This is a genomic window from Pseudomonas sp. LY-1 (assembly GCF_053502595.1).
The window spans coordinates 3208672-3225365 of the sequence record NZ_CP094353.1; the positions used below are offsets into that span (position 1 = coordinate 3208672).

9 protein-coding genes are annotated in these 16694 nt (G+C 63.6%); 5 read left to right on the plus strand and 4 right to left on the minus strand.

What is annotated here, in order from left to right; all coding sequences use genetic code 11:
* The first annotated feature begins 195 nt into the window (after positions 1-195).
* Together MOQ67_RS14715 and MOQ67_RS14720 are read left to right on the plus strand one after the other, a co-directional pair.
* Complete coding sequence (locus tag MOQ67_RS14715; RefSeq protein ID WP_017846496.1) at positions 196-1236, plus strand: WD40/YVTN/BNR-like repeat-containing protein; 1041 nt, start codon at positions 196-198, stop codon at positions 1234-1236.
* Positions 1237-1251: 15 nt separating this feature from the next.
* On the plus strand, positions 1252-3627 hold the full coding sequence (locus MOQ67_RS14720; RefSeq protein WP_017846495.1) for an efflux RND transporter permease subunit: 2376 nt from the start codon (positions 1252-1254) through the stop codon (positions 3625-3627).
* Between the two features lie 49 nt (positions 3628-3676).
* On the opposite strand, the gene MOQ67_RS14725 is transcribed toward MOQ67_RS14720, so the two are convergent.
* Complete coding sequence (locus MOQ67_RS14725) at positions 3677-8575, minus strand: DUF6543 domain-containing protein (RefSeq protein ID WP_198718223.1); 4899 nt, start codon at positions 8573-8575, stop codon at positions 3677-3679.
* A gap of 141 nt (positions 8576-8716) precedes the next feature.
* Between MOQ67_RS14725 and MOQ67_RS14730 the strand changes: the two genes are divergently transcribed.
* The 3 genes from MOQ67_RS14730 (at position 8717) to MOQ67_RS14740 (ending at position 10501) form a co-directional block, all read left to right on the plus strand.
* Positions 8717-9004 carry a DUF5629 family protein gene (locus MOQ67_RS14730; protein ID WP_079444024.1) on the plus strand — a complete coding sequence of 96 codons (288 nt, stop codon included), beginning with the start codon at positions 8717-8719 and terminating at the stop codon, positions 9002-9004.
* Complete coding sequence (locus MOQ67_RS14735; RefSeq protein ID WP_104903321.1) at positions 8991-10166, plus strand: lactonase family protein; 1176 nt, start codon at positions 8991-8993, stop codon at positions 10164-10166. Before MOQ67_RS14730 ends, MOQ67_RS14735 begins: the two co-directional genes overlap by 14 nt.
* A gap of 155 nt (positions 10167-10321) precedes the next feature.
* Positions 10322-10501 carry a hypothetical protein gene (locus MOQ67_RS14740; RefSeq protein ID WP_046490937.1) on the plus strand — a complete coding sequence of 60 codons (180 nt, stop codon included), beginning with the start codon at positions 10322-10324 and terminating at the stop codon, positions 10499-10501.
* Positions 10502-10540: 39 nt separating this feature from the next.
* Here MOQ67_RS14740 and MOQ67_RS14745 read toward each other — a convergent pair whose 3' ends face one another.
* From MOQ67_RS14745 to MOQ67_RS14755, 3 genes are read right to left on the minus strand one after another with little or no spacing between them, the layout of a single operon-like run.
* Complete coding sequence (locus MOQ67_RS14745; RefSeq protein ID WP_193040387.1) at positions 10541-11143, minus strand: glutathione S-transferase; 603 nt, start codon at positions 11141-11143, stop codon at positions 10541-10543.
* Positions 11140-14778 carry an AAA family ATPase gene (locus MOQ67_RS14750; protein ID WP_198718222.1) on the minus strand — a complete coding sequence of 1213 codons (3639 nt, stop codon included), beginning with the start codon at positions 14776-14778 and terminating at the stop codon, positions 11140-11142. The genes MOQ67_RS14745 and MOQ67_RS14750 overlap by 4 nt, the downstream gene beginning before the upstream one ends.
* Positions 14775-16016: an exonuclease SbcCD subunit D C-terminal domain-containing protein gene (locus MOQ67_RS14755; RefSeq protein WP_448675944.1), complete on the minus strand. Its 1242-nt coding sequence runs from the start codon at positions 16014-16016 to the stop codon at positions 14775-14777. Before MOQ67_RS14755 ends, MOQ67_RS14750 begins: the two co-directional genes overlap by 4 nt.
* Between the last annotated feature and the right edge of the window lie 678 nt (positions 16017-16694).

The following is a 16694-nucleotide window of genomic DNA, read 5'->3' on the forward strand; positions in this document are numbered from 1 at the left end:
GTGGTTATATTCAGCGCAGGGTTAAAAGCCGCCAGTTAACAAAAGATAACGTAGCGCCGATTGTCAGACGATTCGAAAGCCCGATAGGATGGCCCCTACTTCCTCCAGGCGCTCTAGATTGCAGGTTTCAGAGCCCGGGAAGGTAAGACGACCTAACAATAATAAATGGGAGAAAGGTCTATGAGTGAGCCTGTCATGGGTTGGGTTGTTTGCCGCCCACGCGCCGCACGCAGGGTTGCGTTGTTGGCCACAGCGCTCTCGTTGCTGGCCGGTGCCGCGTTGTCGCCACCGCTGTTGGCAGCCAGCGATACCGCCGCACAGCCGGTGTTTGCAATTGAATCCCCCAAGGCCGCCAAGGGCCTGATGATCGACGTGGTCCACGCGGGCTCGCGCCTGGTGGCGGTCGGTGATCGCGGGCACATCCTCTATTCCGATGACCAGGGCAGCACCTGGACCCAAGCCAAAGTCCCCACCCGCCAACTGCTCACGGCGGTGTTTTTTGTCGATGACAAACACGGCTGGGCCGTCGGCCACGATGCGCAGATCCTCGCCAGCGTCGACGGCGGCGCCACCTGGGCCCAGCAATACCAGGACCTCAAGCGCGAAGCGCCGTTGCTCGACGTCTGGTTCAACGACGCCAACCACGGCCTGGCCGTCGGCGCCTACGGGGCGCTGATCGAAACCACCGACGGTGGCAAAACCTGGGAAGACGTCAGCGAGCGCCTCGACAACGAAGACCAGTTCCACCTCAACGCCATCGCCGAGATCAAGGACGCCGGCCTGTTTATCGTCGGTGAGCAGGGCAGCATGTTCCGCTCCAGCGACGACGGCCAGACCTGGGAAAAACTCGAAGGCCCCTACGAGGGTTCACTGTTCGGCGTGATCGGCACCGCCCAGCCGCACACCCTGTTGGCCTACGGCTTGCGTGGCAACCTGTACCGCTCCACGGATTTCGGCAGCACCTGGGAGCAGGTCGAACTGAATGCGGCGCGCGGCGCCCTGGAGTTCGGCTTGTCCGGGGCGACCTTGCTCGATGACGGCGCGCTGGTGGTGGTCGGTAACGGCGGCAGCGTGGTGGTCAGCCATGACGACGGCCAGACCTTCAGCGTATTCAATCGCCCGGACCGTATTTCACTCTCGGCGGTGACGGCGGCGGGCAATGGCAACTTGATTCTGGTCGGGCAGGGTGGTGTTCGTGTTGCTACGCCAACCGGCGCCGAACCCACAAAACAATAAGAAGGCGGGGAAAGAATGAGCAGTCATCACAACGATAAAGCGACCTTTCTTGAGCGCCTGATCTTCAACAACCGCCCGGCAGTGATCGTCATCTGCCTGCTGGTGAGTATTTTCCTGTTCTGGCAGGCGACGTTGATTCGCCCCTCCACCAGCTTCGAAAAGATGATCCCGCTCAAGCACCCCTTCATCGAAAAGATGATGGAACACCGCAACGACCTGGCCAACCTGGGCAACACGGTGCGTATCTCGGTGGAGGCCAAGGACGGTGACATCTTCACCAAGGACTACATGGAGACCCTGCGGCAGATCAACGACGAGGTGTTCTACATCTCTGGCGTCGACCGCTCGGGCCTCAAGTCGCTGTGGAGCCCCAGCGTGCGCTGGACCGAAGTCACCGAGGAAGGCTTTGCCGGCGGGGAAGTGATCCCGCAGAGCTACAACGGCTCGCCGCAAAGCCTCGATCAACTGCGCAACAACGTGCTCAAGTCCGGCCAGGTCGGGCGCCTGGTGTCCAACGACTTCAAGTCGAGCATTGTCGACATCCCGCTGCTGGAGTCCTACCCGGACCCGCAGGACCAGGGCAAGTTGCTGGCGCTGGACTATCGGCAGTTCTCCCATGAACTGGAAGACAAGATCCGCACCAAGTTCGAAGCGCAGAACCCCAACGTCAAGATCCACATCGTCGGTTTCGCCAAGAAGGTCGGTGACCTGATCGACGGGCTGGTGATGGTCGTGCTGTTCTTCGGCGTTGCCTTCGTCATCACGCTGGTGCTGTTGCTGTGGTTCACCAACTGCCTGCGCAGCACCGTCGCGGTGTTGAGCACGACGCTGGTGGCGGTGGTCTGGCAACTCGGCTTGATGCACTTCTTCGGCTTCGGGCTCGATCCGTATTCGATGCTGGTGCCGTTCCTGATCTTCGCCATCGGTATTTCCCACGGCGTGCAGAAGATCAACGGTATCGCCCTGCAATCGAGCGACGCGGACAATGCGCTGACTGCCGCACGGCGGACCTTCCGGCAACTGTTCCTGCCGGGGATGATCGCGATTCTGGCGGATGCGGTGGGTTTCATTACCCTGCTGATCATCGACATCGGGGTGATCCGGGAACTGGCCATCGGCGCGTCCATCGGCGTGGCGGTGATCGTGTTTACCAACCTGATCCTGCTGCCGGTGGCGATTTCCTACGCGGGCATCAGCAAGCGCGCCGTGGCCAGGAGCAAGAAAGACGCGAATCGCGAACACCCGTTCTGGCGCCTGCTGTCGAATTTCGCCAACCCGAAGGTCGCGCCGATTTCCGTCGCCCTGGCGCTGGTCGCGTTCAGCGGCGGCCTCTGGTACAGCCAGCACCTCAAGATCGGCGACTTGGACCAGGGCGCGCCGGAGCTACGCCCGGACTCGCGCTACAACAAGGACAACAACTTCATCATCAGCAACTACTCCACCAGTTCCGACGTGCTGGTGGTAATGGTCAAGACCAAGGCCGAAGGCTGCTCGCGCTATGAAGCCATGGCGCCCATCGACCAGTTGATGTGGAAGATGCAGAACACCGAGGGCGTGCAGTCGGCGATCTCGCTGGTGACCGTGTCCAAGCAGATGATCAAGGGCATGAACGAGGGCAACCTGAAATGGGAAACCCTGTCGCGCAACCCGGATGTGCTGAACAACTCCATCGCCCGCGCCGATGGCCTGTACAACAACAACTGCTCCCTGGCGCCGGTGCTGGTGTTCCTCAACGATCACAAGGCCGAAACCCTCGACCGCGCCGTGCATGCGGTGCAGGACTTCGCCAAGGAAAACAACAAGGACGGCCTGGAGTTCATCCTCGCCGCCGGTAACGCCGGGATCGAGGCCGCTACCAACGAGGTGATCAAGGAGTCGGAGCTGACCATCCTGATCCTGGTGTACCTGTGCGTGGCGACCATGTGCATGATCACCTTCCGCTCCTGGGCGGCGACCCTGTGCATCGTGCTGCCGCTGGTGCTGACCTCGGTGCTGGGCAACGCGCTGATGGCGTTCATGGGCATCGGCGTCAAGGTCGCGACCTTGCCGGTGGTGGCCCTTGGCGTGGGCATCGGCGTGGACTACGGCATTTACATCTACAGCCGTCTGGAAAGTTTCCTGCGCGCAGGCCTGCCGTTGCAAGAGGCGTACTACCAGACGCTCAAGTCCACAGGCAAGGCGGTGCTGTTCACCGGGTTGTGCCTGGCGATCGGCGTGTGTACCTGGATCTTCTCGGCGATCAAGTTCCAGGCCGACATGGGCCTGATGCTGACCTTCATGCTGCTGTGGAACATGTTCGGTGCGCTGTGGCTGCTGCCGGCGCTGGCGCGGTTCCTGATCAAACCGGAGAAGTTGGCCGGGCAGAAAGGCAACTCGCTGTTCGCCCACTGAGTGCGGCGGTGGGGGCGGTTGCGCCCCCACCGGCAACGTCAGGCTGCGCTCACCGGCTTGCGCGCGGTATGGGCGCGATCGCCAGGAACAACTGATCCACCGGCGGCGTGATCAATACGTAGACAATCCGCCTGATCGGCTCGGCGCCCGGCTCCTGGGGGTTGCGCAAGCTGCTCTGGACGTGTTGCTTGAGCAAATCTTTCTGCGTGTATTTGCGCTGCTCCGCCAGTTTCAGATGGGCGCGGGTATAGCGCGCGGGCGGGGCGTCGGCGCTGGCGTAATGGAAGTGGGCATACCACAGCACCGTCGGCGGTTTTTTCGCTTTGTCATACACCGCGTATTCGGTGAAGAAATCGCCACTGAGGGTCGGCCGTTGCGGGTCGGCCAGGCTGGTCAGGTTGATATCGATCTGCTGGTGTTGCCACAGATACTCGAGGCTCTCCTGGGTCGGCCATTGACGCTTGTAGCCCTCGCTGCACACCCGTTCCGCCAGCCGCAGCATATCGCGGGCCTGGGCCTGGTACTCGTCGATCAGGTCCTGGGCCGAGGGTTTGTCGAGGTGGTCGCGCTGGATTTCCTCGGCCAGCGCGGTGAGCTTGTCCGCGTGCCCGCTGAGCAGTTCATCCCAGTCGCCCGGGTTGACCTGTTGGCGTGTGCGCGGCGAGTCGAGTTTTTGCCGGTCGGCGGTAATGACGCGTTCAATGTCGCGGCGCTGTTCGATCAGCGTCTGGGCCAAACCTTTGAGGGTCGCCAGCGTGCGGCCTCGCGGGGGCTGCGTGGGGGCTTGGGAAGGCGGCTCGGCGGTGGTCGCCCAGCCGTCCGCGTGCTTGTTGAAAGAGGCAACGGCTTCACCGGTCAGCGTATCGGTGAGGGTGAAGTGCTCCTCGGCGTTCTGCGCATCGGCCGGCTTGAGTTCGCCGATCAAATACTCTTTTTTGCGGGTCTTGAACACGCGCTTTGTCGGCGCCTTGGCGCGCAGGGTTTTCGACAGCGGCAGCACCACCTCCAACGCTTCCTGCTTGCGCACCACCGATTCCAGCTCGCTGTTCGCCAGCGCCTGGGCGTATTCGAGGCCCGCCAGCAGACGTTCGGCCTGCGGGCGCAGGCGGCTCGGGTTGAGCGCCTTGAGTACGCGGATCGCCTCTTCATAACGGCGGTACTTTTTCAGCACGCTCTCGTACACCTGCCGTTGTTCGACCAGGGTGTATTCGGTGCTGCTGCGCACTTCGACGTGAGACAGCAGCGCCGCGCTCAGGTCGGTTTGCTCCAGGCGTTTGACGTACAGCTCTTCCTGCGGCGGCAGGCGTACATCGGTCATCTCCACGCTGCTGACGGCCAGGTAGTCGAGGGCGTTGAGCCGCAGGTTGTCGGGGAAAAAGTTCTGCGGGTATTCGATCTGTGTCAGCAACTCTTGGCGTATCGTGCGCCCCGCCAGCGAATCGTTTTCCAGCTGTTCCAGGGTGGTTTCCATGGCAACGGAAACCTCGGCCATGTGCTGGCGGATGTTCGCTGACTCGATGGCGTTGCGCACGTATTCGTCGTAGACCGTCGAGTCGCCGAGCAAGTTATTCACGAACATGCGGCGCGCCATTCGTGCCATGGGTTCGCCCGCGCCGGAAAAACGCATGGCATTCAACCGGCCCAGGAGCATCTCGTGGATAAACAGTTGTTGGTCCCAGACCGTCTTGAGGATTTTTGCGCGGTCATGCACATGCACGCCGGCGCCGCCGACTTTTTCCAGTTCTACGCCGAGCTTGACCATCTCCAGGCGCGGCGCCAGTGATTGGGCAAACAGCAATTCCAGGTTCTCCAGCAGAATCTGGAATTCGGTGCGCAATTGCTGATGCTTGAGGGTTTCGCGCTGGTGCCGTGTTTCCAGGGCGGGCCTTTGCTGGTCGCTGGCTTTTTGCAGCAGGTTCCACACCAGCTGCGCGGTTTTGCGTTGTTTGACCAAGGCGTCCAGGGCGGGTGATATCTGCGTGCTCGCTGCCTGGAATGGCGCCATCAGGTGCTGCATGTCTTCACTGAGCACTTGCACCCGGGCGAGCACTTCTTGTTTCTTGCGCAGGTTTTCTTCGCGCAAGGCGGCCAGGCGCTTGGGCCCGCCACCCAGCAGTTTGAGCCCGCGGTCCAGCGACCAATGGCCGTTGCCATCGGTTCTCAGCAAAATCCCGGGATGTTCGGGTTTTTGCGGATGAACGATGAACACGTCAGCAAAACCCGGGACGATGCTCACCCTGAATAACAGCCCGGCCACCGAGGCATGCCACTGGCCGTTGATGCGGTACAAACCTTGGTGAGGCCCGGTGTCGAGTGGCGCGGGAGCGGGCACGGGCACGGGCCACGGCATGTTGACGGCGCGCAGTTTCTCCAGCAGCGCGGCCGCGGCGGTGTCGCCGGCCAGCGAATGGTCGAAGTCCAACGGCGTGCGGCCACCGCCGGGTGGTTCGCTGGGCAGGCCGATGACGCCGCGTTCGACCGCCGCTGCATGGCGGGTTGCCAGGCCGGGCGGGCGTCGGAAGGGCGTGCGCGTGACGGGCTGTTCGTCGAGCGGCAGGCTGGCGCTGTGCGCGCTGAGGGGGCCTTGATGCACCAGCAGCATGCCGATGTTGAGCAGCAGGTCGACCCACGCCAGCTCTTTCGCCATAGGGTCAGGGCTCTCCAGCGCCGGCAGGTCCTGGGTCAGGCTTTGCGTCGCCTGGATCAGCCAGCCGATCGTCGCCAGGGGCCCGCGCACGGCCATCAACAAGGTGTTGAAGCCCAATTGCATGCCTTCGAGGATCAACGCCCAGCGGCTTTGCGCGTTCGAGGTCGACTCGCGCTCGGCCTGGTCCAGCAACTGGCGGGTTTCGCAGCCGAACAGATAGTCCATCAGGCTGCCGTGGTTGAGCGCTTGTAGGATTTCGTCGCCGCTCGCATCGCCGGCCGGCGCCAATTCGGCGGGTTTGGGCACCTCGGGCAGCCGGTCGAACTCCGAGCCGATGCCGATGCGCAGGATGTGCGGCTGGCTGAACCCGCCGTTGCTGTAGATCGCCCTGGCCGGGTCGGGCAGCCAGGTCAGCACGCTGTCCTGTAGCGCACCGGGTTGCACAATGGCCGCCAGCAGGTGTTCGCGGCTGCTGTACTCGAGCAGCGCGTCGCGATAGGCCGGACGGTACAGCAGGTGCGGCCCCAGCCGGGTGTCGAGCGGTTCGATGATGAACATGTTCTGCACCACGTCCGCTATGGCTGCCGGCGTGCGCAGAAAGGCCAGGGGGCGGATGACCATTTCGTCGCCATCGACCCGGCGTGCCAGCGGGTTGGTTGCGAGCAGTGCCCGCACACAGCGCGCGCCGCGCGCGGTCAGGCCGGCTTCGCCGCGGAGCGCGTGCTCCAGCGCCTGGGTTTTCAGGTGCAGGGGCCGCTGTTGGTTGAACAGCCGCTGGCGTTTGCGCGCGGCGGCGGTGTCGCCCATCAGTTCCCGGCGCAGGTAGGCGGGATAGTTGTTGCCGATGTCCACACGCTGGACCAGTTGCAGCACGTAGGCGGGCGTCAACCACGCTTCGAGCGCCCGGCCGCTGCGATGGCTGAGCGTCATGCGGCCTCTGGGGCTTCCCGACAGGTTCTTCAGCGCCAGGTCCACCAGGCTCATGGACACCGGTGCGAGGTAACCGCCTGCAAGGCTGCCCACCGCGACATGAAAGGTCAGGGTCAACTCGTCGGCCTGGTAGCCGGCGGCGCGTGCCGCGTCGTTGCAGGTACGCTGGCCGCCCAGGGCGACAGCGCGATCCAGGCACAGTTGATGGTTCAAGTGCTCGGCGGCATAGCTATGCAGGGTTTCCAGGCCATCGAAGTCGGAATCGCCGAGGGTCTGGCGCTTGATCCCGGCCTGTTCAAGCAGGCATTCGCGGTAAGCCAGGCGGTCGGCGGCGCTGGCGCGTTGCAGCCAGTCGGGCAGGGCGGCCTGGAGAGACGCCAGCGTGGCCAGCGCCGTGCCGCGGGCGCGGGCGAAAAACCGCGCCGGTTGGGTGATGTCGGCAAACTGTTGTTCCAAGGCCTGCACCGTGCTGTTGGCCGGGAGTTGCAGGGCGGCCAGGTCCTCCAATTGCTGGTTGAGGATCAGCGCGGCCTGGACCTCGAAAATATTGCCGTCGGGTTCGTACTGCTGCCAGGTGATGCTGTCGACGCTGAAGCGCTGTTGCAGGTGGTCGGACCAGGCCTGGCCGAAGGCGTCCAGGTCAGGGTAGGTCTCGATTGCGCCGGATAGACGGCACAGCAACACCTGCTCGCGGCACACCACCAGCAGGTCGCTCGCTTGCAGCGTGAGCAGGCTGCCTGCGCGCGTCAGGTGCGCCTCTAGCGTATAGGCATGAATCGCGTTGTCGGGGGCCGGGCGGCGTGCGCGGGTGGCACGGTCTGGGTAGCGCGCCAGCGTATTGAGGATGTCCAGCGGTTGGGCGTGGCGTGCGGCGGCGTCGAGCAGCGTGCCTTGCAGCACGTCGGCCAGCCATTTCCAGCGGCTGCCGCCGGCGTCGCTGTCTTCGCCCCAATAGCTGGCCATGGCGTCTTGGAAGCCGATAAACAGCAGCGACGGCAGTTCGCGAATGACGGCTTCGATGACGTCAAGATCATAGGCGTGGGCGCCATTGGCCGGATAACCGAGCCGCGTGCCGCTGGCATCGCTCAAGTAGCTATCCAGGCCGTGGCGCGTCGACACATCGGGAAAGCTGCCGTCGGCGAGATGGCTCAGCGCGACCTCCAGCAACGGCAGCAACGCCCGCCCGCCACCGTCACGGGGCACGGCCAGTCGCAGGTCGGCGAGGGGGTGTGTCAACGGCGGATATTTCTCCGCCAGGTTGCGCGCCAGCATCTGCGCGGTGACTGCGCGCAGTGTCGGGCGCTTGAGAAACTGGGCTTCAAGCGCTTCCCGCAGCGGGTCGGCGGCGAGGGGGGGATTGCGGTCTGGCATGGGTATTCCTTTACGTTGAATAAAGACGTGCCCGCGCACGGTAATCCGCGGTGTGGCGCCGATGCGGTAGCCGGTTATGGTTTTAGGTCCTGGCGGCAAAGTGGCCTATCATTAGCCCTTTGAACCTGATGAAAGACTGTGATGACTACTACTTTGACGGCCGTCCTTGCCACCAGCGACATGCTTGAAATCGACGGGCTGCATGCCTTCGAGTTCGCACTGGATGAAGAAAAGCTGCTGATCATCGCCATGGATGGCCGTGCGCAAAAACGCTGGAGTTTCAGTCTGGAACAGCTGCAGGCCGCGGTCTTCGATGAGACTCTGCAAAGCTGGACGCTGACCGGTGATGTGGGCGAGCACCGCCTGGTCTGCGTGAATGCCTTCACCGGCAATAACAATGACGAGGATGAAGCGGATGCTGATGCGTAAATTCTGGCCCTTGTTGATCGCGGGCAGCGTCGGGGCGATGTCGGTACAGGCTGCACCGGCCGACACCCATGAACTGCTGGTCGGCAGCTACACCGCCGGCAGCAGCGAAGGGATCTATCGCCTGCAATTCGACAGCCGCACCGGGCGGTTCCAGGGCAAGCCGGTATTGGCGGCGAAAACGGCCAACCCGTCCTGGCTGACCGTCTCCAAGGATCAGCAGCATCTGTTTGTCGTCAATGAAAACGGCCCCGGCCAACAGGACGCGGTCGGTCGCGTCAGCAGCTACCGCATCGACCCGCAGAACCATCAGCTCACGCTGATCAACCAGGTACAAAGCCTGGGCAGCGAGCCGACGCATTCCAGCGTAGCCGCCGATGGCCGCTACCTGTTCGTCGCCAACTATTCAGTGCTTGAAGACCCGGGCGGCAGCCTGGCGATTCTGCCGCTGGACGCCCAAGGCAAACTGGCGGCGCCCGTGCAGTTGAGCGGGCACCCGGCGAGCCGCGTCAACCCGCAACGCCAGGCGTCCAACCATGTGCATTCGGTGGTGCCGGCGCCGGATGGCAAGTATGTGTTTGTGCAGGATCTCGGCGCGGACAAGGTGTTTGCCTACCGCTACGATCCCAAGGCCAACCCTGAACAGCCCCTGACCCCGGCCAACCCGGCGTCGGTGCCCTTGCCGCCGGGCAGCGGCCCGCGGCATTTGCTGTTCAGCGCGGACGGCAAGCATGCCTGGCTGACCACCGAGATGAGCGCTCAGGTCGCGGTGTTCGATTACCACGATGGCACGCTCAACCAAACCCAACTGGTGGACTTCGCCGCCGGGCAACCGGTGTCCGACAAGGCCGGCGCGGCGCTGCATGCTTCCAGCGATGGCAAGTTCCTGTACGTGAGCAATCGCGGCACGGCCAATCAGTTGCTGGTGTTCAGCATTGATCCGGCGACCGCGCATCTCAAGGAACTGCAGCGCCGTTCCGTGGACGGCGACCACCCGCGCGAGTTCAGCCTGGACCCGAGCGGCAAGTTCCTGCTGATCGCCAACCAGAAAAGCAATGAAATCGTGGTGGTCGAACGCGACCCACACACCGGCCTGCTCGGCAAAACCGTGCAAAAACTACCGATCGATGCGCCCAGCGACCTCAAGTTTCTGGTGCGTCAATAAGCCACAGGCCCCGCACGTCGGGGCCTGATCCTCTTTATTAATTCGATTAATAACAGCTACTGTTTCAAAGCATTTCTAAGGCCCAACCCTCGGGCGTAAGTTGAGTTCCAAGGCCTCCCCGGCCACTCAACCAAACGAACACAAGGGTTACCGACATGAACTTCAATCTCTTCTCGATCATCGCCGCCTCCGCTGTTTCCGCCACTGTTGTACTGCCAGCTGCGGCCAGCGTGAACATCATCGGCAAACAATCCAGCACCAGCGCCTACACCCAGAAATACCTGCAACAGAGTGCCAACTTCTACGCCGCACTGGATCACAAAACCCAGTATTGAGCGACCTGTGGGAGCCGGCGCACCCGCTCCCACATCGATTCAGACAGATTCAGGCTTGGCCATCACCGCGATAAACAGCGGCGAGTCCAGAAACCACTGCAACCACGCCTGCACCCGTCGATATGAGGTGCGCGCAAACCACTCCCGATCGACATGGGCAAACTGCCGCACAAACGGCGCCACAGCCATATCCGCGAGGCTTGGATGCTCGGCGAGCAAATACGCACGGTCAGCCAGCAATGCCTCCAGCTTCTGCAAAAACACCTCACCGTCGGCCCGATACGCTTCCATCGGCCGCTCCGGGTAGCGCTCGGCATACTTGTAGCGATTCAAGTGATGTTTGAAGCCCAGGTCATTCTCGGCAATCAGCGCCAGCACCGCGGGATCACCCTGCAGCAACCAGTCTTGCGGATCGTTTTGCGCTAAGGCCCAGCGCATGATGTCCAGGCTTTCGTCGATTACCCGACCGTCGACGCTCAACACCGGCACCGTGCCTTTGGGCGACAGTGCGAGCATCTCGGCCGGCTTGGCCTTGAGGCTGACTTCGACAATCCGCAGCGGCACGCCGCAATAGCGCAGGGCCAGGCGGGCGCGCATCGCGTAGGGGCAACGGCGAAACGAGTACAGCAGCGCCTCGCTCACTTCACCTCCACGGTGCTCAAACCATTGCCCTGACGCTTGACCTGGATCTGCACCGGGATGCGCTCGTGCATTTCCTGTACGTGGGAAATCACCGCCACCTTGCGGCCCTGGGCTTGCAGGCCGTCCAGCGCGTCCATGGCCAATTGCAGGGATTCCGGGTCGAGGCTGCCGAAACCTTCGTCGATAAACAGCGACTCGATCTTCAAGGTGCTCGAGGCCATCGACGCCAGGCCCAGCGCCAGCGCCAGGGAGACGAGGAACGTCTCGCCGCCGGACAACGAATGCACCGAGCGCAGTTCGTCGCCCATTTCCGTGTCCATCACCAGCAGGCCGAGCATGCTGCCGCCGCGTTTGAGGCGGTAGCGGCGCACCAGTTGGCGCAGTTGCACGTTGGCGTGGTGTACCAGCAAATCGAGGTTGTAGGCCTGGGCGATCTTGCGGAAGGTGTCGCCGGTGGCCGAGCCGATCAGCGCGTTGAGGCGCGCCCAGCGTTGCCATTCTTCATAAGCCTTGGTGATCTGTTCGGCCAGGGCGTGGTTGGCATCCTGGCGGCGCTGGTCTTCGGATTGCCGCGCGCGCAGTTCGGCGCAGTGTTTCTCGCCCTCGGCCAGTTGCTGGTTGAGCGTGCCCAGTTGGGCGTCCAGTTGTTCGGCGTCGAGGTTGCCGTTGTGCAACGCCTGGTGCTCGGCCAGGCGTTGTTCGCGCTCTTGCAGCAGAACCCGGGCTTGCTCGACGGCTTTTTCGCTGTTGTGCAGTTGCTGGCGCAGTGCGCTGGCATGGGCCTCGTCCAAGGCCAGCAGGCGCTTGAGCCCGGCGTCGTCCAGGTCGGGGTGCAGGGCGCGCCACTCGGCCAAGCGTGTCGCGAGCGCGTGTTGTTCGGCGTGCAGCGTGTGCTGGCGGTCTTGCTGGGCCTTGAGGTCGGCGGCCAGTTGGATCAAGGCGTTGCGGATGTCCTGCAGCTGTTGATTGGCGTCGGCTTCGCTTTGGCGAGACTGCGCCACGGCCTGTTCGAGTTGCTGTTGCCAGTCTTCGGCGCGTGGGTGTTCACCGAGCAGGTGGGTGAGTTTTTCCTGGGCCGCGTGTTGCTGGGCGGCCAGTTCGTTGACCTGCTGGCGCAATGCGTCGAGTTGCTGCTGGCGATGTTGCTGATGGGTGTGTTCTTTCTCGATCGCCTGCTGACGCGTTTGTTGCTCGGCCAGTTCATCGCGCTGATGGGCCAACTGTTCGAGGCGCTGACCGACCTGTTGGTCCAACTGCATGAAGGTCGCCGCCGGTTCGCTGCGCAGGCCCTCGAGTGTCTCGGTCGGCAACAGGCTGGCGAACGCCTGGAGTTCTTCGTCGAGGCGTTCGCGGTCGTTGGCCAGTTCGCGTTGCTGGTCGATCAGCAACTGGCGGGCCTGCTGGCTGGCGTCCTGGGCGGCTTGCAGCTGTTGCTGCAGGCGCCCGGCGTTTTGTTGCAGGTTGAGCAGGGCGCCTTGGCGTTGCTCGTCCTGGGTGATGTTTTGCGTCAGTTGACTGAGCTGCTGGGCCAGCCAGGTGCTGCGCCGGGCAGCGTCCTGATTGAACAGCGCGGCCGTCAGCGGGTGCGCGTCCAGGCTCGGCGCCAGGGCTTGCTGTTGGATTGCCAGTTGCTCCTGTTGCTGCAGGAATTCCTTTTGCTGGGCGATCAAACCGCCGACTTCACCGCGCAGCTCGGTGAGTTTTTCCTTGAGGCTGTCGACGGCTTTCTGCGCCATCGCCTCTTCGTTTTCGTCGTGGCGACCGAGGCTGTGCAGCAACGCTTCGGGTTGGTGATACGGATGCGCTTGGCTGCCGCACACCGGGCAGGGCTGGTCATCCTGCAATTGCCCGCGCAACTCCTCGACGCTGGCACTGCGGGCCAGGCGCTGGCGCTCCAGCAGTTGCTTGGTCACCGTCAGGGTCTGTTCGGCGCGCGTAAGTTCGGCTTTGGTGTGCAGGCCGGTCTGGTTCAACTGATCGCGTTGTTGTTGCGCGTCTGCGAGTTTCTGCGTCAACACGCTGGCTTGCTGGTCCAGCTGTTGCTGGTTGTCCCACAGCCGGGTCAGGTCTTCGAAGGCGCGTTGCTGCTTGCGATTGTCTTGCAGCAGGCTGGCGAGTAACTGGATCTGCTCGGCGACGGCGTGAGGTTCGGCGCCGGCCTCCTGGTACAGCAGGTCGAGGGCATCGCGTTGTTGGGCGAACTTCTCGGCGGCGGCGGTGGCGCGCTGTTCAAGCTGCGGCAGTTCGGCCTGACCTTTGTTCAGGCGATTGCCGATCAGCATCAGTTGTTGCAGGCGGTCGCGGTAGGCATTCCAGGCCTCGCTCAACGGCGCGAGGGCGGCGCTGCGTTCCAGGCCGGCGGCCAGGCGTTGCAGGCGCTCGGCGACGAGGGTGTGTTTTTCCTGCAAGCCCTTGAGCAAGGCCTGACCTTCGGCGCAGGCCGTTTCGTGCTGTTGCTGGTCCTCGTCGCGCTTGGCCAGTTCCTTGGTCAGGTGGGCGAGGGTGTTCTGTTCCTCGAAGGCCTGGCGCAGCAAAGGCCCGGCGTCGGCCTGAGCTTGCAGGGCCGCGGCCAGCGCTGTTTGGGCCGATGCCTGCTGTTGTAGGGCTTGCTCCTGGCGGCCATGCAGATCGGTTTGCTGCTCGATCTGCGCTTGAATGTGCGCGGCCAGCGGCGTGAGCAAGGTGTCGAGCTCAGCCTGGCGCGCGAAGTGATGGCGCTGCGGCGCCAACTGTTCCAGGCGGCTCAAGTCCTCGCGCTGCGGGCCTTGGCTGTCCCAGTGTTGCTGGGCTTGCTGCAACTGTTCGACGGCACTGAGCTTGCGCTCCTGCCATTCGCGCAGTTCCTTGAGCCAGGTGTGCTGCAGCTCCAGTTGCTTGAGCTGGGCTTGCTCGGTCTTGAGCTGTTGCTGCGCGTTGGCCAATTGTTGGTCCAGCTCGGCGCGGGCTTGCGGGGCCAGGGGTTCCACGCCGGTGGCCTGGTCCTGCAGCTGTTTGTGGGCGTCCTTGGCGTCCTTGGCCTTGTCGAAGGCGCGACGGCCGAGTTGGGTGTAGAGCGCGGTGTCGGTGAGCTTTTCCAGCAGTTCGCTGCGCTCGTTGTCGTTGGCCTTGAGGAAGGCGCTGAACTCGCTCTGCGCCAGCAGCACCGCGCGGGTGAACTGTTCGAAGTTCAGGCCCAGGGCCAACTCCAGCTGGGTCTTGTATTCGGTTTTCTGGCTCGCCAGCAACTGGTCGCTGTCCAGGTCGATCAGGCTTTGCCGGCTGTTCTGCAACTTGCCGCTGGCTTTGTCGCGGGCGCGGTTGGCTTCCCAGCGCGCACGGTAGCGGCGGCCGTTGACGCCGACAAAGTCGACCTCGGCATACCCGCCGCCGGTGCCGCGTCGCAGCAACGTGCGCGGGTCGCCGATGGAAATATCGCTGTCGGCGTCGGGCATCTTGGCCTGGCCGGTATCGCCCAGGCGTGGCACGGCACCGAACAGCGCCAGGCACAGCGCGTCGAGCAGGGTACTTTTGCCGGCGCCGGTCGGCCCGGTAATCGCGAACAACCCGGCGCTGGCCAGGGGCTCGGCGGTAAAGTCGATCTCAAACGGGCCCGCGAGGGAGGCGAGGTTTTTCAGGCGGATGGCGAGGATCTTCATGGCTGTTCGCCCTCCTGTTGCACTTCCTGGAGCAGCACCGCGAAGTCCTTCAAGGTCTGTTCATCCACTTCACTGCCGTAGTTGTCCTGCCAGGCGCGGCTGAACAGCTCCTGGGGGGTGAGCTGGTCGAGTTCGATCAAGCGCTCGCTGTCGGTGTCGTCGCTGCCGCGTTTGCCGGCGTACTCGGCAGCGATACGCACCAGGCGCACGGCCTTGCCTTGCAGGGCGGTTTCGATTTGCTGGCGCAGGTCGGGTTGCGGCTCGTCGAGGCGCACGCGCACCTCCAGCCACGGCTGGCGTTGGGTTTCGGCGAGCAGGTCGATGTCCGGCAAGTCGCCGAGCTGCTTGAGGATATCGGCCAGCGGCGCCGCTTCCAGGCGTTGCAGGTTGACCGCGCGCGGGATCAGGCGCGGTTCGACGCTGAGCAGGGTTGCGCCGTCGAACGTCACGTCGAGAATCTGGTGCTGGTAGCCGATTTCGGAAAACGACAACGGAATCGGCGAACCGCTGTAGCGAATGCGTTCTTCGCCGTTGACCCGCTGCGGCTTGTGCAGGTGGCCGAGGGCGACATAGCTGACGCTGGCATCGAACAGGCTGGCGGGCAGCGCTTCGGCGTTGCCGATGATCAGGCTGCGCTCGGAGTCTTCCGACACCGAACCGCCGGCCATATGTGCATGGCTGATGGCAACCAGTGCCTGGCCGGGCTCGCGTTTGGCGTTGGCTGCGGCAATCAGCCACTCATGCACCTGGCCGATACCGCGCAGGTAATCGTCGCCCAGTTGCGCCCCGGTGACTTCCGCCGGGCGCAGGAACGGCAGCGCCAGGCACCAGGCGGCGATCTTGCCGTCGGCGCCGGGCAGCGGGATCAGCAACCGCTCGGTATCCAGTTGCCCGTCATCGAGCCACAACACCCGGCCCAGGGCATGGGTGCGCAAACGGCGCATCAACGGCGCGGGCAGTTCGATGCGCGAGCCGGAGTCGTGGTTGCCGGCGATCATCACAATCGTGAGGTTGGGGGTTTGTTCGTGGGCGCTGATGATGAAATCGTACAGCCGCTCCTGGGCCTTGAGCGGCGGGTTGACCGTGTCGAAGATATCGCCGGCGATCAACAGCACGTCCGGCGCGTGCGCGCCGAGCTGGCGCAGCAGCCACTCGAGGAAACAGGCGTGTTCGAAGTCGCGCTCCTGGCCATGCAGGTTTTGCCCAAGGTGCCAGTCGGAGGTGTGAAACAGACGCAAGGCGAGCTCCGTGGAGAAGATGAAAAGGAGGGGAGTTTACCTGTATTGCGCACACGCTGCTCCAGGCGACGCAGATCCAGTGTGGGAGGCGGTTTGCCTGCGATGGTGGTGGGGCCGCTTGCTGAGTGTTGTCTGGCCAATCGCCATCGGGGGCAAGCCCCCTCCCACAGGGGTATGCGGTGTGCGTTATGTCTTGGCGGGCAGGCAATTCAGGGCGCGCAAGGACAGGGTTCGGGCTATGTAGATCGGACGACGCAGATCCAGTGTGGGAGGTGGTTTGCCTGCGATGGTGGTGGTCCGCTTGCTCAGTGTTGTCTGGCCCATCGCTATCGGGGGCAAGCCCCCTCCCACAGGGGTATGCGGTGTGCGTTATGTCTTGGCGGGCAGGCAATTCAGGGCGCGGAAGGACAGGGTTCGGGCCATGTAGATCAGACGACGCAGCTCCAGTGTGGGAGGCGGCTTGCCTGCGATGGTGGTGGTCCGCTTGCTCAGTGTTGTCTGGCCCATCGCCATCGGGGCAAGCCCCCTCCCACAGGGGGATGCGGTGTGCGTTATGTCTTGGCGGGCAGGCAATTCAGGGCGCGGAAGGACAGGGTTCGGGCCATGTAGATCAGACGACGCAGCTCCAGTGTGGGAGGGGGCTTGCCCCCGATGGCGGCGTGTCAGCCGACATCATAA